20 protein-coding genes and 1 riboswitch are annotated in these 17,697 nt (G+C 38.2%); of the genes, 12 read left to right on the forward strand and 8 right to left on the reverse strand.

Translation table 11 applies throughout. The features are described 5' to 3' along the window. Positions 1-55: 55 nt before the first annotated feature. A riboswitch (cobalamin riboswitch) is annotated at positions 56-234 on the reverse strand. A gap of 254 nt (positions 235-488) precedes the next feature. After that, on the forward strand, positions 489-1,814 hold the full coding sequence (locus RCG22_RS12630; RefSeq protein ID WP_308103228.1) for a radical SAM/SPASM domain-containing protein: 1,326 nt from the start codon (positions 489-491) through the stop codon (positions 1,812-1,814). Positions 1,815-2,047: 233 nt separating this feature from the next. On the opposite strand, the gene citG is transcribed toward RCG22_RS12630, so the two are convergent. The 6 genes from citG to citC form a co-directional block, all read right to left on the reverse strand. Next, entirely contained in the window at positions 2,048-2,908 is an 861-nt protein-coding gene (citG, locus tag RCG22_RS12635) for a triphosphoribosyl-dephospho-CoA synthase CitG (RefSeq protein ID WP_308103229.1), read from the reverse strand. A gap of 110 nt (positions 2,909-3,018) precedes the next feature. After that, on the reverse strand, positions 3,019-3,537 hold the full coding sequence (gene citX, locus RCG22_RS12640; protein WP_098262932.1) for a citrate lyase holo-[acyl-carrier protein] synthase: 519 nt from the start codon (positions 3,535-3,537) through the stop codon (positions 3,019-3,021). Next, positions 3,534-5,090, reverse strand: coding sequence for a citrate lyase subunit alpha (gene citF, locus RCG22_RS12645; RefSeq protein ID WP_308103231.1), 1,557 nt, complete (start codon positions 5,088-5,090; stop codon positions 3,534-3,536). Before citF ends, citX begins: the two co-directional genes overlap by 4 nt. After that, positions 5,083-5,985 (reverse strand): citrate (pro-3S)-lyase subunit beta, encoded by a 903-nt coding sequence (gene citE / locus RCG22_RS12650; protein ID WP_308103232.1) that lies wholly within the window; start codon positions 5,983-5,985, stop codon positions 5,083-5,085. The genes citF and citE overlap by 8 nt, the downstream gene beginning before the upstream one ends. Then, positions 5,986-6,300, reverse strand: coding sequence for a citrate lyase acyl carrier protein (gene citD / locus RCG22_RS12655; RefSeq protein ID WP_308103233.1), 315 nt, complete (start codon positions 6,298-6,300; stop codon positions 5,986-5,988). A 16-nt stretch (positions 6,301-6,316) separates the two neighbouring features. After that, on the reverse strand, positions 6,317-7,399 hold the full coding sequence (citC, locus tag RCG22_RS12660; RefSeq protein WP_308103234.1) for a [citrate (pro-3S)-lyase] ligase: 1,083 nt from the start codon (positions 7,397-7,399) through the stop codon (positions 6,317-6,319). A 221-nt stretch (positions 7,400-7,620) separates the two neighbouring features. Between citC and RCG22_RS12665 the strand changes: the two genes are divergently transcribed. The 10 genes from RCG22_RS12665 to RCG22_RS12710 all read left to right on the forward strand — a co-directional run bounded on the left by RCG22_RS12665 (position 7,621) and on the right by RCG22_RS12710 (position 15,974). Continuing rightward, on the forward strand, positions 7,621-9,198 hold the full coding sequence (locus RCG22_RS12665) for an ATP-binding protein (protein ID WP_308103235.1): 1,578 nt from the start codon (positions 7,621-7,623) through the stop codon (positions 9,196-9,198). Positions 9,199-9,217: 19 nt separating this feature from the next. After that, positions 9,218-9,922 (forward strand): response regulator, encoded by a 705-nt coding sequence (locus RCG22_RS12670; protein ID WP_308103236.1) that lies wholly within the window; start codon positions 9,218-9,220, stop codon positions 9,920-9,922. Positions 9,923-10,283: 361 nt separating this feature from the next. After that, complete coding sequence (locus tag RCG22_RS12675; RefSeq protein ID WP_308103238.1) at positions 10,284-11,645, forward strand: 2-hydroxycarboxylate transporter family protein; 1,362 nt, start codon at positions 10,284-10,286, stop codon at positions 11,643-11,645. An 87-nt stretch (positions 11,646-11,732) separates the two neighbouring features. Beyond that, positions 11,733-11,924, forward strand: coding sequence for a hypothetical protein (locus tag RCG22_RS12680; protein WP_308103239.1), 192 nt, complete (start codon positions 11,733-11,735; stop codon positions 11,922-11,924). Positions 11,925-11,940: 16 nt separating this feature from the next. Continuing rightward, on the forward strand, positions 11,941-12,231 hold the full coding sequence (locus RCG22_RS12685) for an Rv2993c-like domain-containing protein (RefSeq protein WP_308103240.1): 291 nt from the start codon (positions 11,941-11,943) through the stop codon (positions 12,229-12,231). A gap of 14 nt (positions 12,232-12,245) precedes the next feature. Then, the gene (locus tag RCG22_RS12690) at positions 12,246-12,743 is read left to right on the forward strand and encodes a fumarylacetoacetate hydrolase family protein (protein WP_308103241.1); all 498 of its coding nucleotides are present in this window, start codon (positions 12,246-12,248) and stop codon (positions 12,741-12,743) included. Positions 12,744-13,016: 273 nt separating this feature from the next. Next, positions 13,017-14,300, forward strand: a complete 1,284-nt coding sequence (locus RCG22_RS12695) for a phytoene desaturase family protein (protein ID WP_308103242.1) — start codon at positions 13,017-13,019, stop codon at positions 14,298-14,300. Between the two features lie 34 nt (positions 14,301-14,334). Next, complete coding sequence (locus RCG22_RS12700) at positions 14,335-15,195, forward strand: RNA polymerase sigma-70 factor (protein ID WP_308103243.1); 861 nt, start codon at positions 14,335-14,337, stop codon at positions 15,193-15,195. A 248-nt stretch (positions 15,196-15,443) separates the two neighbouring features. Next, positions 15,444-15,644, forward strand: a complete 201-nt coding sequence (locus tag RCG22_RS12705; protein ID WP_308103245.1) for a hypothetical protein — start codon at positions 15,444-15,446, stop codon at positions 15,642-15,644. A 120-nt stretch (positions 15,645-15,764) separates the two neighbouring features. Then, a complete protein-coding gene (locus tag RCG22_RS12710) occupies positions 15,765-15,974 on the forward strand; it encodes a GntT/GntP/DsdX family permease (RefSeq protein ID WP_308103246.1) in 210 nt (69 codons plus the stop codon). Here the strand turns inward: RCG22_RS12710 and RCG22_RS12715 are convergent. Next, complete coding sequence (locus RCG22_RS12715; RefSeq protein WP_308103247.1) at positions 15,946-16,512, reverse strand: MOSC domain-containing protein; 567 nt, start codon at positions 16,510-16,512, stop codon at positions 15,946-15,948. The genes RCG22_RS12710 and RCG22_RS12715 overlap by 29 nt on opposite strands. 157 nt (positions 16,513-16,669) lie before the next feature. Here RCG22_RS12715 and RCG22_RS12720 point away from each other — a divergent pair, with 157 nt between their 5' ends. Then, positions 16,670-17,302 carry a histidine phosphatase family protein gene (locus RCG22_RS12720; RefSeq protein ID WP_308103248.1) on the forward strand — a complete coding sequence of 211 codons (633 nt, stop codon included), beginning with the start codon at positions 16,670-16,672 and terminating at the stop codon, positions 17,300-17,302. Positions 17,303-17,397: 95 nt separating this feature from the next. Here the strand turns inward: RCG22_RS12720 and RCG22_RS12725 are convergent, their stop codons facing one another. Further along, positions 17,398-17,619, reverse strand: a complete 222-nt coding sequence (locus tag RCG22_RS12725) for a YdbC family protein (RefSeq protein ID WP_098262917.1) — start codon at positions 17,617-17,619, stop codon at positions 17,398-17,400. Positions 17,620-17,697 lie beyond the last annotated feature (78 nt).

Below are 17,697 nucleotides of genomic sequence, written 5' to 3' on the forward strand. Positions count from 1 at the left end.
CGTTCAGAAATAAAAAAATGGTTACGTCTCCATTTCTCAATCCCCGAAGAAATGATTAATCTGTTTTATCAAGGCAGGTCTCCTGGCTTCGCTTCATTCTCTGATTCCCTTCCCATGCGAATGCATAGTGGCTTTGAATCATCGTCAGCTTCACAGTTGCGGGGACAGCGTCGGTATCACACCGAACTTCCCTATTAAACTACATATAGTAGTACCTATATAAAACGAATACAATATATTGTTTTTATAGAATCAAGTGTACCATCCTTCAAATAAAAAGTAAATCTATTAAGGACCTAATGAAAAAAGTAAGAATCGTAAAATGGAGAGATTCAGATATCCTCACAAGTCGAGCCAATTGATTCGAACGATAACCCTTAACAATTTATGCCCCACCACTAAGTGATTTATCTCATTTAATATTTTTATTTACACTCCTATAATAGTTTTTGACTATCAAACTATATTCAAAGAAAGTTAGTGTAAGTATGAAAAACAATAATAGTTATGTTCCATCTAGATTTAATGCTCTATCACATACTGATGACAATGGTGTTGTGCTTTTTAATAGTTATACGGGTGCCATTACCCATTTTTCAGATGAAGAAAAAGAAGCTGTCATAAATTCTTTAAAAAGAACTGGTACAGATAGTTTAGAAAATGAAATACATAAGGATTTATATAATAATGGTTTTTTAATTCCTAGCGATGTTGATGAACAGAGAAGGGCACAATTTCTTCATCAGTCCTTACACCGAACAGATATCATGCACCTTATCCTTTTACCAACCGAAGCCTGCAATTTTCGTTGTACCTATTGTTATGAAACGTTTGAACGAGGGAAAATGGATCGAAAAGTAATAAATGGTCTTAAAGCATTCGTACAAGAAAAGAAAGCAAATTTATCAACCCTGCATATTAGTTGGTTTGGTGGTGAACCCTTAGTTTCTTTGGATGTCATCGAGGAACTTTCCACTCACTTTTTATCGATTGCCAAAGAAAACAATATCCATTACTCTTGTGACCTTGTTACAAATGGTTATTTATTAACAAAAGATGTTTTTCAAAAATTGCTATCTTGGAATATTAATCAATTTATGATTACGATTGATGGAATTGGGGAAGTACACGATAATCGAAGACCTTTATTAGGTGGTGGTAAAACATTTGGTAAAATCATCAATAATCTACTAGCCATTAAAGATATCCCAGATTCATTTGATATCACCATTCGAACAAATTTCGATGAAAGTAATTTACAGGAAGCATCCAAGTTAACTGAGCTATTAGTAGAACATTTTGCAGATGATAAGCGTTTCGGAGTTTTGTATCGACCAGTTGGAAAATGGGGTGGAAAAAACGATGATGACATCCCTGTTTGCAGCCGCACCATGTCTAACAAAAAGATTTGGGAGCTAACTGATGAAGCTATAACACAAGGATTAAGTATGAGTCCCATGGTAACAGAGTCATTAATGCCATCTGCATCAGTCTGCTATGCAGCAAAACCACACTCATTAGTAGTTGGTTCTGATGGACAATTGTACAAGTGTACCCTCTCCCTTGATGAGGAATTTAATAAAGTTGGAAAGATACATGAAGATGGTAGTCTAGAACTTGATTATGATAAAATTGCCAGTTGGGTCACTTCAGGAGAGGAGACGGATGCAGTTTGCCAATCCTGCTTCTACCGTCCTGCATGCCAAGGCAATCATTGTCCATTATATCGGATCCGTACCGGAGAGAGACCTTGCCCTTATGAAAAACGAAACATTAAAAAGGTATTAAACTTAATATGGAAAAATAGTTTGTAATAGAGAAAACAGATATTGCAAATCGGTTTTACGCCCAATTAGCCATAGTGAAAGGGGGTGAGTTAAATGCGCGTATTACGTCCAGCTTCATCTCCAGTTAACAATAATAACACTGGAAAAATTATGAAATCAGTACCAGGTAACTTAAAATAAGAGCATATATCAACAGAAGGCAATTCCCCAAATAGGGTGAATTGCCTTCTAAATGCTACTATAAAAACGTCATTAGTCTACTATGAGAGTAGATCAAACATGATTGTTACCGCCAAAAGATCTGCTGATCCTCCAGGACTTATATTTCTACGAATGAATTCTTTGTCCAATTTATCAATCATCTGAACACCTTCTTGTGTTAGCATACCTCCAGCATCCAATACCCGTTGGGCATAAAGATGAACACGTTCCAAGGTTTCTAAATTATGTCTTGCAACTATATTTGTATCTTCATTTACTGCCATTAAATGAAAGAGTGTTTGTACATAAATGTCATTAATAGATATATTACTTAAACTTTTCAGCTTCTTCAGCACAGGAAGAGAGTAATTTCGCACCGTTGGGAATCCATTCTCGACTTCTCCACGTATACCTTTTAGCCCATAATTCACATAAAGTTTTTCCCCATAAGTTAGGTTTACCGTCTTTTTCAAGAGAGTTAGTTCCTTTAAACATAACCCCTGTGTCATCTTGGAAACTTTTGTGCAGATTTTTTCGGTATCAATAATTTTATTTTGACTCTCCATCATGCAGCAAGAAGCAGCAGCGCAGATGATTCCTAATGAAAAAATTAGACCTTTATGGGTATTAACGTTGTTGGTTGCTGCAAACATTGCCTTTTCTGCTTTAATGCCAATGCTTCTTAAGGCTTGGAACAATTGCTTTGGGTCTTTTCCTGAGAATTTTATTCCCTCCGTGACACAATCATTGAAGTAATTACTCAGTGCAGCACTGCTGGCCATAAATGTAAAGAAGTCCATATCCTGATGTGCTCCCTGGTTAAATCTGTCTACAAGCCCTGGTTTAGGACTAGCGGAAACCTCATAAAGTAAAGCAAGCAGCGCTTTTTGTGAAATAGTTTGAATCCACTGTTCTGCCATGTTCCACGTCTCTCCTTCTATTTATCCAAATTCACAAAAAGAGAATGACCAAACTCGGGTAAACTACCTGTATTTAACACAGAAAGCTTATCGTAGTTTGGCCCTATTATTTATATATAAGAATCTACCATACTTTGAATCTTTTGCGTCAGCGCCTCTAATGGATGCTTTCTGCTCCGGCCGCAGCTATGAGCATCCTCATCACAGAGCAGGCATTTCCGTTTTGAATGACCAAAGTCCTCCCTGGAAATGGGTACTCCATCCGATCCGATTACATCAAGATCAAACAGCCGCCCTAGCGGATGTTCGCTCTCAATCTCAAGCATATAAGCTTTTAATGACCGTTCATCTATTTTTACAACAAAATATGCCTCATATCCCGTAATCGGCATATTGGTTCCAAAATACTCCATGCAGAAGCCAGCCTTTTTTAGTTTTTTTACTATTGCACGGCAACCCTCTTCAAAAATAATGCTGCTCTCATATGTTTTCTTGACTGGACCTGGCATATTGACTGTGAAGGATACTAAAGGGAACCTATATTTCTTCATTAATTCCTTCTGATGAGCAGCCCTATATTCTCGAGCCTCTAATAATTGCTCCAGTAATAGTTCTTTGGCTATAATCATTTCCAAGCGTCCTTCTTCACTTGATGAATGACATCGATGACTGAACCATCCCGATACTTAACCACACCAACAATATTGTCTTCTACCTTAATAGACTCTGGAATTCCGACGATTTGGTTGGCCTTTGCCTTGAGCTCTTCAATAGACACGACAGGCAGGTTCGCTTTTTTAAGGTTATTATACAAATCCTTCCTTAGAGGATTAACCGCAATCCCTTGTTCTGTAACCAGTACATCAATCGAACATCCAGGGGTTACGACCGTGTGCACTCTGTCAAGAATGGATGGCATTCTGCCCCTGATAAGTGGTGCCACAATAATTGAGCAGGCCGCTCCTGCGGCTGAATCACTGTGTCCACCTGAAGCTCCGCGGATCACTCCGTCTGAGCCTGTGATAACATTCACATTAAAATCAAGATCAATTTCTAATGCACTTAATACCGTTACATCTAATTGATTAACCGCACTTCCTTGATTATCAGGGCTGGCGTAATACTCCGCACAAATTTGCTGATGGAAGCGATTATTTTTAAGGGAAGCAACTGCTTTCAAATCAAAGCCCTGTACATCTAATAACTTTTTAATCAGACCTTCCTCATGAAGATCTACCATCTGTCCAGTAATTCCACCTAATGCAAAGCTTGCTTTAATGTTTCTCTCAATCATCTTTTCTCTTAAAAATCTTGTCGCAGCCAGAGAAGCACCGCCTGAGCCCGTTTGCAGCGAAAATCCATCCTCAAAATAGCCCGAAGCAGCGATGACATCCGCAGCACTCTGAGCGATTAACAAGTCTTTAGGATTCTTGGTAAAGCGGGTTGCACCTGACATAATCCCTTTTGGATCGCCGATTGCATCCACAACCACAATATAATCCACATGAGATTCAGGAATACCAAATGGTGTATTCGGGTATTCAACCAAATGATCTGTAATTAAAACAACCTTTTTTGCATATTGGGCATCAACTTTTGCATATCCAAGCGAACCGCATTCAGATGCAGCAGAATTATCTCTGGAATATCCATTGGCATTGCCTGCAGGGTCACATGACGGTACGCCTAAAAAGGTAACATCAATTGGCAATTCTCCCGAGGCAATCGCCCTGGCTCTTCCGCCATGGGAATTGATGACAACCGGAATGTTCATCAAGCCGTTCGAAATTGCCTCAGCCAATTCCCCTCGTAGTCCACTCGTCTCAATCCTCCGGATTACTCCATTTTTTATATGATTAATTAAAGGTGCATGGATATCTATAAGAGAACTTGGCGCAATGGTAAGATCCTTAATTCCCATTCTTGCAATGGCGTTAAGCACCATATTAATGATATAATCTCCATTTCGGAAATGATGATGGAAGGAAATCGTCATTCCGTCTCTTAAACCCGTTTCCCTAATTGCTGTTTCAAGGGAATCCAGGATTTTATTTCGGTCTGAATTTCTAATGCGGTCCTTAGATCGCTGCGTATTCTTGACCAATCCATTCGAATCAAACAGCGGCAGAGTTCCAAGTCCGAAAATCTCTTCTGGTATATTTCGCTCAATTGTATTAAACATATTGCAACATCTCCTCCATGCTAACACTATTTACAGCCTTAGCTAGTTCAAGTACTCTGTACGCTCTTTCGACGATTGGCTTATCAATCATTTTGCCGTTCAGACTAATAACGCCCGATCCTTTTTGCTCAGCTTCTTTCGCTGCAGCAATCACCGCAAAAGATTTCTTAATTTCACCTTCAGTTGGCGAATAGATAGTATGGACAATATTAATTTGTCTTGGGTTTATAAGGGATTTTCCGTCAAATCCCAATTGTTTAATCAGTTTGACTTCTTGGATAAATCCTTCTTCATCATCCACATCAGAAAAAACAGTATCGAGAGCATCTATACCGGCAGCCCTTGCAGCAAAGAGGATTTGGCTTCTTGCTGTCAGTAATTCAATGCCTTCTTTTGATCTTGTTGTTTTTAAATTTGTTACAAAATCCTCTGCACCAATAGCGATACCAATTAACCGCTTACTTGCTGTTGCAATTTTATAGGCATTAATAACCCCTAACGCACTTTCAATTGCAGCCATTAGCTTAATGGTTCCATATTCCATCCCAGCTTCTCTTTCAATTCGAGTAATTAATTCATCCGCTTCCTCAACATCTTGGGGTGTTTCCGTTTTCGGCAGACGGATGGCATCAGGTTTCGCTCTGACAATCGCTTCAAAGTCGTCTCTTCCAAATGGTGTATCTAAGCCATTCACGCGCACAAGTATTTCCGTCCGTCCGTAATCCATGGTTCTTAGAGCTTCATAGACTAATTGTCTAGCTGAATCCTTTTCATTAAGAGAAACAGAATCCTCCAGATCAAACATAATTGAGTCTGCTCCATAGATATTTGCATCTCTGATCATACCCGGATTGTTACCGGGAACATATAACATACTTCTTCTAAGTCTACTCATTTATCTTGCCTCCCATGGAATAGAATTTTGATGGGTGGCCCTGCCTACAGCAGTCTTAACTCTGGCCCGGATCGTACAATCCAAGGCCCCTTTATCTTTAGCCACCACAAGGGCATCCTCTATCCCTAATTCTTGCAGCGTATTGATAATGACCTTTTTAATCTGTTTTCCAAATTGATTTTCGACAGTGCTTTTAAGTTCAAGTTCTATTCCTCTACCTTCATTCTTTTCAATTTGGATAATGATATCGCTTGACTCAAGAGTTCCTGCAATCCCTACTTCTTCAATCTTTACTTTTTCTAGTAACATCAACATTTTTAGCAACCTCCTATTAATATTTTTTATGATTTGCCTGAATCTGTTGAATGATGACCTCAGCCTCAACTGATAAAAGAAATTCATATGTATGGTTAGGTACTAATTTTTTTACTTCAGAAAGCTTTCCTTCACCAACTAACTCTCTAACTCTTGAGGCACTTATTGGCATTCCCTCATCTCTTAGCCTCGGAATTATTTGAACCTCTATACCGTGAGCGGGGAGAATCTCTTGCATGACCGAGTTATATGCAGCGGTGACTTTGCAGCACGGTTCCTCACCAACAAATCTTTTTTGAATTTCAAGTGAAGGTGCAATATAACTTTTAAATATTTCTAAGTCTAGCTTTGCATGGGTTTCAACGATATCCTGATATTCTTTGATAAAGTAGGATGGGAAAGTTGCCTCCGATATGATATAGTCCTTTCCCTGATGAACAACCACATTATCGAGATGTTGAACTCCTTCTCTCACCAGCCTGTATCGGATGGCTGACGGAAATATTGACTTGTCCTCCTCGAGAACGAAGACGTGGAGTATTTGACATTTGGATGCTGCGTACTCGATTAAGTACCGATGACCTAAAGTAAATGGGTTGCAATTCACAACCACGGCCCCTGTACTTGTGTTATTACTAATATCAGATATACTATCTTTTTTCTCCTTAATGAGTTGATTCAGACAGTTTTTAATCCCATTCGGCCTGTTCTCCATCAGGATCACCTTTGTAGGAATCTCGACAATTGGATAAAAGCCCAAGTCAGTAAAGATATTCTTATTCTCTGGCTTCGTATAGATAAAGAGATGTGTCCTTCCCCTTGAGCAAGCCTCATGGATCAGATTGGTGACAAGTTTGGCAGATAACCCCATGTTCTGATATTCTTCATCTACAGCTATGCATTTTAAGATTTTCCCTCCGAGAGAACCTGTCGCAACCATCTTCTCGTTTTCAAAAAAGGCAATGGTATAGTCAACCTCAGGATCCAGTGCTAAATTCTGCCTTTTTAAGAATTCTTCAAGTTGAATCCTTTCTTCCTCTACTTGAAGGTTTACAGTTTGTTTACTAAAAGTGTCATACCACATCTTTAAATTCCCCATTGTTTGTATTATTCTACAAAAATATTTTTCTATTTTGCGATATGACTAAATACATTCCTCCTTCATAAAATTGTCAAATATGTCTCTTAATTTTGTGTATAATTTATACTAACTCATTTAATTTCATTGATATAGATTATATAATTAAGCGCCAATAAGTTTATTTATGTGAATTAAGTACCTTTTGTTCAACGGAAAAACACATCGAAGAGGAGCTATGAATGCGATTACAAACGAAGTTATCATTATTAATTTTATCCTTGCTGTTATTCATCATTCTTGTATTTAGCTTTTATTTCCATTCGTTAATTTCAAGTTCCTTAACCAACCAACTTGGGGATAGGGTCCTATCGATTGCCGAAACTGTGGCTTCTATTCCTGAAATTAAGCAAGCGTTTTCGGAAAAGGATCCCTCAAAAATCATTCAACCTATAGCTGAAAAAATCCGAAAGCAAACTGGCGCAGAGTTTGTCGTTGTTGGTAATACAGAAAAAAAACGTTACTCCCACCCCGTTCCTGACCGGATTGGCGAAAGCATGGTCGGTAAAGATAATAACGAGGCATTAAAAGGAAAGTATATTATTTCGCAGGAAAAAGGCACTCTAGGACCATCCTTAAGGGGAATAGTCCCCATCTATAATCAAAATGGGAAAATAATTGGAATTGTAGCGGTAGGTTACTCACTTCAAGATGTTGATGACATTGCGATGAATTATCGTAAAAAAATCATTCTGATCTCTTTGGGCGTTATTCTTGTTGGTATTATTGGTGCACTGCTAATCGCTCGTGGTATGAAGCGAGCAATCCTTGGATTAGAGCCGGAAGAAATCACCCAATTATATCAAGAGAATAAGGCCGTTTTGGAATCAGTCAAAGAAGGGATAGTTGCGGTAAATTTGAATGGAACCATTACTATGGTTAATCAACAAGCCATAAATATGCTCCAATGGCCAAATGAAAGGGATGTCCTTAGGGCGAACATCTTAGATATTTCACCTTACTCCCCTTTGTTAGAAATCATTGAAAAAGGGGAAGCAGTAACGGACAAGGAATTTTCACTTAATGATGAATTCTTTATTGCTAATTACTTGCCAATAATGTCTGAAAAGGGAAATATAACTGGCTGGGTCTCTAGTTTCCGAAGTAAATCCGAACTATCTCGACTTACACAGGAGCTCGCACAGGTTAGACAATATTCAGAAGCTTTACGTGCTCAAACACATGAGTATTCAAACAAGCTCTATATGATTTCAGGACTTATACAGCTTCAGTCGTACCAAGAAGCGATTGATTTCATTGCCCGAGAATTTGATATTCATCAGAACCTATTGAATTTCATTAAGCAAGAAATTTCCGATGTCATGATCGGTGGGTTGTTAATCGGTAAATTTAATCAGGCAAATGAATTAAAAATTCATTTCGATATTGATCGGGAAAGTAGTTTCAAAGAAATCCCAGAAGGTATTGAACGTGACAGTTTGACAACCATAATCGGAAATCTCATTGATAATGCAATGGAAGCAGTAATGAAACCTGGAGCTAAAGCAAAAAATATAAAAATTTACTTTTCCGATTTTGGAAACGATTTAATACTAGAAGTTGAAGATTCAGGAATTGGTATTTCACCGGAAATCGAAGATAAAATCTTTGAAAGAGGTTTTTCTACTAAAAAGTTGGAAAATCACGGTGTTGGTCTCTTTTTAGTTCAAAAAATCATAAAGAAATTAAATGGATACATTTCATATACACCTAACCCTGACGGTGGATCAGTTTTTACCGTTATTATTCCAAAATCATAGTATATTAGGAGGATCCCTGATGGCTTACCAACATCAAAGTGAGGAAATTTCCGTATTAATCATAGAAGACGATGTGCGAATTGCAGAAATCAACCGCCGGCTGATGGAAAAAGTTCCTGGCTACCAAGTCATTGGCATAGCCACAGATGGACAGGAGGCAAGAGATCAGTTAGCCATTCTTCGTCCCGACTTAGTGTTATTAGATATCTATTTTCCCGATATGAACGGATTGGAGTTTTTAGAAGTTATACGCCAGGACTTTCACGAAACAGATGTTATTATGATTACAGCATCTCGAGAAATTAGCTCTGTCAAAGAAGCTCTACGCAGTGGTGTTTTTGATTTTATCGTCAAACCTTTAGTCTTTGAACGTTTGAAAAATTCTCTTGAAAAATATCAAGAGTTTCATAGTAAATTAAAAAGGATCCAAAAAGAAAATCATCATGTAAACCAAGAAGAAATTGATGAATTAATGGATAGACAAAAAGAACAGCTTAATTCTTATCTTCCAAAAGGAATTGATAAGATTACATTACAAAAAGTGACAGAAGTATTAGATCATACAGATGAAGGTCTAAATGCAGAAAAGCTTGCCAAGAAAATTGGGATTAGTCGTCCTACTGCTCGTCGGTATTTAGAGTACCTTGTGGCAAAAGACCAAATTGGAGCAGATTTGTCTTATGGTGAGGTTGGACGACCCGAGAGAATCTATCGAAAAAAATAGGTTACTAGTTAAAAGGATGGTAAATTTACCATCCTTTTTATTTATTTACGGGCCGTTTCGCTTTTATCATGAACAAAAGGTTCAAAATATATCATAATAATCTTTTTAACTCTTAGTTTTATAAGATTCAATTTTCAAACTAATATTGCTATTTTATACCTAGCTTAATAATTTTAAAAAGACTGGAAAGGAGAAGGAAAGTGGAATACTTTCAGGCTTACTTTGTAAACGGTTTCTAACCTTTATCGCCTAATAGGCTATTATCTATTTGTTGTTGCCGTTATCCAACCTAGTAGATCTGGATCAACAATTGTAATCATTCTTACTTAAACTAATTGAAAAAAACTTAGGAGGAATATCAATGGGATTAAGAAAAGAAGTACCGGTATTCGAAGAGGTAACGACAGCGACCTCTACAAAGACAAGCTTTATAAGCTATAATATGTACGGTTTGCCTTTATGGGCATGGTTTGCCGGTGCACTTATTTTTGCTTCTGGAACAATGACAAAATCTTTCCCTGTAAGCTTTGCCGGGGATGTTCTCGTTTTAATTGTTGTTGGCTTTTTCTTTGGAAAAGTTGGCGACACGCTTCCAATCTGGAAGGATTATCTTGGCGGCGGTTCCCTGCTTGCTTTCTTGGGCGCTTCCTATTTGGTATCTACAGGAGTCATTTCGGAAGATGTAGCTGGTGGAGTTAGGACTCTTTTCGATGATATGGGTATGCTTGACTTCTTTATTGCCGTCATTATCACAAGTTCTATTCTTTCTATTAATCGAAAGTTTCTAGCTAAAGCAATCGGGGGATTTATCCCATTAGTTCTTGTTGGTACCGCTGTTGCCTTTATCATGGCAATTGTTGGTGGATTGATTGTAGGTGTCAATTATAAAGATGTAATCATGAATTATGCACTACCAATCATGGGCGGAGGAAATGGTGCTGGTGCCATTCCAATGAGCCAAATTTGGGGACAGGTTACTGGCAAGGATCCTAAAATCTGGTATTCTTCTGCCATTACAATCCTAACGATTGCTAATATTTTCGCGATTATGGTAGGTGCTCTATTAAATGGCATTGGAAAGAAAGTGCCGAAATGGACAGGAAATGGCGAATTAATTAAAGGGCAAATTACTGAGAAAAAGAACGGAGCAAAAGAAAAAAATACTGCAACGATGGAAGATGCTGGCTTTGGTTTACTTGTTGCAGTTGGTTTCTTTGGTTTAGCAAATGTAATTGGAGTTGGTTTAATTCCAAAAATTGGTCCATTCTCTATTCACCCTTACGCTTATATGGTCGTTCTATTAATCATCGCTAATGCACTTGATATCATTCCACAACGTGCAAAAGATGGGGTTAAAAAAGTTAATGAATTTATGATGGGTAAAATGTTATTCGTCTTCTTAGCAGGTGTTGGTATCACTTATACCGATTTTAGCGCATTAGTCCATGCACTATCACTTCAAACGGCCGTTATCTGTTTATTTACAGTTTTTGGAGCTGTAATTGGAAGTTGGTTATTTGCAAAAATGGTTGGATTCTATGAAATTGAAGCAGCAATCGCCGGAGGTTTATGTCACGTTAACCGCGGAGGATCGGGTGATCTTGAAATATTAGGCGCATCTAATCGAATGATTTTAATGTCCTATGCTCAGTTAGCTACCCGTTTGGGTGGAGCTATCATCCTTGTACTTGCAAGCCTTTTCTTTGGACTGTGGGCAAAGTAAGTTGTATAAAAATAGCAGACAAGGCTGGGAATCTACATCCTTCACAGCCTTGTTTTTTATCATTATAAAAAGGAGAGGTGCTTTTATATGTGGGTAATCACAGTGTTTTCAGATGGAAGATGCTCTAAAATATATGAATACGATACGGAAAATGAAGCTAGAGAAGCTTTTAATACTATTCATGGCTATAAGATCCTAACTGAGATGGTTTACCTTGAACCAATTTCCCCATTAGATGTAAATGTAAATCTTAATCAAAAAGAACTACAATTAAGTTAGATAGGAGTTTAAAAAAATGGTAATGCAATTGCTACAAAGAACACAAACAATCGTTCGTTATCAAAATGGTAACGGCAGAATACTTTACGGAATACTTGAAGATGATGAAATTTTACAATTGACTAGTAATTTTACTGAAATTGTAGACAATCAACTAAAATTTGACGGTGTAAGAGTTAAATATGATGATGTGAAAATCCTAGAGCCGGTAAACCCCTCAAAAGTGGTTAATTTCGGCTGGACATATGCAGCACACGCAAAAGAGACCGGGGGACAGCCAATCTCAAAGAACCTTTTTTATTTTTAAAACCTACCTCTTCCTTGATTCCAGACCGAGGGGAGATTATTCTTCCGTCAAATAACTTAACGCAGCAGGTGGAAATGGAAGGAGAAGTAGCACTGGTTATTGGCAAACGTGGCAAAAATATTAAAGAAGAAGATGCATTGGATTATGTATTTGGCTGTACTATATTTAACGATGTAACAGCAAGAGATCTTACGAAAAAAGATCCACAGTTTACACGAGGCAAAGGCTTTGACACTTTTGGTCCGTTGGGTCCTTGTCTTGTGACAGGTATAGATCCAACCAATTTACGTATAGTTACGACTTTAAACGGCAAGGTCGTACAAGATGGTAATACGAACCAGATGTCATTATCCATTCCTTTCCTTATCAGTTGGGTTTCACAAATTATGACACTGGAGCCTGGTGATGTTTTGGCTACTGGTTCACCTGCTGGCAGTTGTCCCATGAAATCTGGTGACATCGTTTCAGTGGAAGTAGAGAAGATCGGCAAGCTTTGTAATTATGTATTTTAGCTAGTATTTATTCTTCTTAACATTTGTTAACATATTATGAAAAGAAATTTGGCAGGCTCTTAACGAGTCCCTGCTTCTTTTTTTATTTGCAGTGCTCGTTAATAGTTTAACAAGTATTAAGGAGGGCAGCCGCAGCTTCTCTCCGTTCCTTAAAAAAGGAAGACGCCCTTTTCTTATTGTACAGCCAATCAATTAGCTTATCATTAATAAAATTTTGTCACATACCTTCCCCCTTCTTCGTCATACGTATGAACGAAATAAGGAGGTACATTTATGACTCAAAAATGGGATGTTGTGATTGTCGGTGGTGGATTGGCTGGTTATGTAGCAGCCAATTATCTAGCTAAAAGCAATTTGTCTGTATTACTTTTAGAAAAAGGAACTAAGGTTGGAGGCAGGGCCAGGACCGATAAGATGAAACAGCAATATTTTAATCTTGGTCCCCATGCCCTTTATAAAAAAGGAAAAGCCATACCAATTCTCGAAGAATTAGGAATAAATATTAATGGAACATCACCCAAACTAAGTGGAACGGTCATTGAAAATAATATCGAATATCCAGCACCCTTTTCACCTCTAGGAATTTTCACAACCAATTTTTTAACATGGAGGGAAAGATTAGAATGGATCAACACTATGACGAAAGTTATCCGTGTTGATCCCGAAAAGTTAGCGCAGCAAGCCTTCCAGCAATGGGTAGAGCAAGCCGTCCTATCAAAAAAGGTTCAGTCATTACTTTATTTATTAGGAAGACTAGCAACCTATTGTCACGCTCCTGAACAAGTTACTGCAAAAATAATGATATCTCACTTGAAGACAGCCATGGGCGGGGTCCTTTATTTAGATGAAGGTTGGCAGACGATCATTGACCAACTCCACAATAAAGCAGTTATTTCAGGTGTTCAGGTGCAATCCCATACAGCTGTAAAACTGATTGACCCAGTTGAACCTAATCATTTTAAAATAGTTCTATTAAATGACGTGGAAATTCGTTCAAAGTATGTGATTAGTACAACAGGGCCCCATGAACTCCAAAAACTGCTAGCTGACAAAGCGACCCATAACCAGAGTAATTTTTTCACTCAAATAAAACCTATCAAAGGCGCTACATTAGATGTTGCTTTAACCCAGCTACCTAATCCAAAACGATTGTTTGCCATGGGCATCACCGATCCCTTCTATTATTCCGTCCATTCACCTTATGCCCGCCTTTCTGATGATAAAAAGTGTGCCGTACTTCATGTATTCAAATACCATCACCCAGATGATTCCATAGACTCCCGTAAGGTAAAAACCGAACTTGAAAAATTCCTAGAAAAGATGCAGCCAGGATGGCAAAAATATGTGATTACCAGTCGCTTTCTACCCCAAATTTCCGTTAACCAACGCTTACCTCGAATAGGTGATGAGGAAGAGTTACACCGTTCTAAAACGGAAATTCCTGGATTATATATAGCAGGAGACTGGGCTTCTCTAGATTCCATTTTGGCAGAAGGAGCAACCAGCAGTGGCAAACAAGCAGCCAAAGACCTCCTTCTCATTTGTAACACTCATTAGGCATGGAGCCGCACAACGAACAGAGGTGAAATAAATGCAAATCGGTAATGAAGACTATCAACAATACAAACCATTGTTGTTTTCAATCGGTTATCGGATGTTAGGTTCGGTAGTGGACGCAGAGGACATTGTGCAGGATACTTTTTTAAAAGCGTTCCAACTAACGGAGCAAAACATAGATAACAAGAAAGCCTATCTCTGTAAAATCATGACCAACCGCTGTCTAGATTTATTAAAGTTGGCGCGGCACCGACGAGAGCAGTACGTGGGTCCATGGAATCCTGCGCCGCTCATGCATGAAAAAGCACATGAAATGGATCCATCCGAAGTGGTTCTACAGAAAGAGGGATTGAGTATTGCTTACTTACGGATGATGGAACATTTGACACCAGATGAACGAGCAGTCCTTCTTTTAAGAGAGGTAATAGGCTTCTCTTATTTAGAGATTGCAAACATCATTGAAAAAAAGGAAGAAAACTGTAGGAAGGTTTTCAGCCGAGCAAAACAAAAAATCTCACGCGTTGATGACGAAAGCTTAGATTATGAGAAGAATAAGTCGATGATCCATCGCTTTATCCAGGCCTTTCAAATGCAAAATACGGACGCCTTATTAGACCTCATTTCTGAAAAAGTCACACTATACTCGGATGGCGGTGGAAAAGTTAAAGCTGCCGTTCGTCCTGTTGTATCCCTATCCCACGTATTGGCCTTTTTATTTGGTATTCTAAAAAAAGCCCCAGACGATTATTATTTTAAGGTAAAAACAGTCAATGGTCAGCCAGCAATTGTGAATTACATGAATGGCACGCTTCAAAGCATTATTAGTTTTTATATAAGCGATGACAAGATTAACGAAATTTATATAACTATGAATCCCCATAAGCTGCCTATCTAAAAAAGAGAGGAGGTAACGAACTTTTCATCGTTTCCTCCTCTCTCATTACTAAGGTCCGCTACATTTCTCTGCTCTAAATCAGTATAACCCAATAAATATCGAGATGTTAGCAAAGGTTTGAGGTGCACTTATTACTGCTAGTATAGTTTGCGAGCCTTAGTTACGCAATGATTACAATGTTCGCACACTTTACTTGAATAATCGTCCTTTTTCTACATAACCTATTTCTGTTTAGGAGGTGAAACAAAATGTCAGACCAAACAAAAACTAATAATCAAAGTGTCTCAGAAGGCATTAAAGAAACTGCAGGTGCTGCGTTTCATGTCGTGCACAGTGCATTAGAAACCACTGAGAATGTTGCTATGAGTGCTGTAGATGCAACTTCAAATGCTGTATCCAATTTAACAGGCAATGCAAGCAATACGCGGAGAAAGCGTCATAATGATTAATGTAATAAGCGCCATTTATATGGCGTTTTTTTATGCTTTTAGAAGAGGTTTTAGATTCCGTGCCTTGTATAGTAAATAGGTTCAAATAATAAAAAAGGCAACGGGAGGTTAAAACATGGAATGGTTACCGATACTTTGGGTAGCAGTCGGAGTGATCCTGTTGTTAGTTCAAATATGAAATTTAAGCTTAATAGTTTCGTTGCTCTCTTGATTGTCGCTATCTTAGTAGGGATTTTAAATGGTTTATTATTAGAAGTCTCTTATGAAGTTTCACAGCTAACCAATCCGAATTCCCTCCTATTTATTGCATCGGATTTACATAATCATTAATCAAAATCTGAACATCATCATGCTCGTGAATGATTCCTGGCCTTTCTACTGCACATACGATCCCCCGCCGCTTATAACCTGCACGTACAAAACGGAGGGATAACTTCTCATGTTCTTCATAATGCTTTTGGATTTTATCGCCAGGTAAGGTACAAGGCTGGTTTTCACCCATACATATTAATCCTGCTCCACTTGGAAAAAGGATCCGTGAACCCATGGTGAGTTTTGTTAATTCCGGAAATCCCTTGACCAAGACATTAGCCCCTAACCACTCAGGCCGAATAGATGTAACCCCTAATTCTTCTGCAATCCTGTCTAATTCTTCCCCAGACACAATCGTTATTTGACGTCGGTTTAGAATTTCTGTTCCTTTTGGATACATCGGCTGTCTTGAATCTGCCTTACTGGTTATTCCAAAATGGCGGTCCCCACGAATCCCCCCAAATTCAAGATTGACTTCTGATGTTCTTCTAGTTATAAATGTCTTTGGATCATCTGCAATTAATACTGCATTTATTTTTGCCCATACTTTTTCCAAAAAGAAAACTCCAATCCATACAAACATTTCCTAAAGTAATACATCACCATCTTGATTGGATTGGAAATGCCTGGTGTATTTATACAAACTAATCGAAAGGTGTGGTAAAATTCATTTTATCAATCATTCAAATCCAATACAAAGCAGGTGGTTACACGTGTCCACTGAAAAAGAAGTGAAATTATATTTTGTCCGGCATGGAGAGACCCATTTTAATGTAGAGAAACGACTACAGGGATTTTGTGATTCACCTCTTACGGATAAAGGAATTAAACAGGCTCAATCGGTAGGTTTTGGTTTATCTGATTTAGAATTTAAAGCCGTTTACGCAAGTGAAAGCCAGAGAGTAGTAGATACGGCTAGGTATGCCATTGGCCATCGAAACATCCCCATCATTACTGATCCACGTCTAAAGGAAATGAACTTTGGTGTGTTGGAAACCCTATTACAAACGGAAATTCAAGCTCAATTTGGAGATATTCTAAAGACATTATTTAGTCTTAAGGATCTAAATATGTCAGCACCTGAAGGAGAATCCTACCTACAGCTTTTCACACGAACAAGCTCTGCTATCGATGAAATCATTCAAAAGCATAAAAACGAAGGTGGAAATGTTCTAGTATTTTCACATGGTGTAACCATTGGCAACTACTTAATGCAATTAGCAAAAATGAGCGGTTATACTCACCATGATAATTGCAGTGTTACTGTAATCAAATATTGGAACGATGAATTTTATGTAGACAGGATTGCTGACACTTCCTTTAGAGATAAATATTACCTAAAATAATATCCAATCCTTAATTTACTTGACCTAAAAAGGCGCCTGACCCCCAGTATGCTAAAGCTTTAATGCAATGGCGGTCAGGCGCCTTACCCTATTACCTACAATCCCATCTCATTCAACAAATCTCTCAAAGCTTTTAACTCCTCAGCCGTCAACGTAATACCCTTCCCCATCTTCTCATGTTCAGGTGCCCAATCACGTAAATCAAACTTTGGTTCTTTTCCGTTCCAACTGATAAGATTGAGTTCTTTGTTCCAGCCTTTAGGGGACTGAGACAAAGTCCCCACAGTTTCTTTTATTTCGAATTTGATTTCTGCCATTGCTTTAAGCCTCCCTTAAAATACATCACCATTCGCTTTATTAGAAAAGCTTTTTAATTAGCTTAAAAATGTCAAATG

This window comes from Neobacillus nitrireducens (genome assembly GCF_030915405.1).
Classification (GTDB): Bacteria; Bacillota; Bacilli; order Bacillales; family Cytobacillaceae; genus Neobacillus.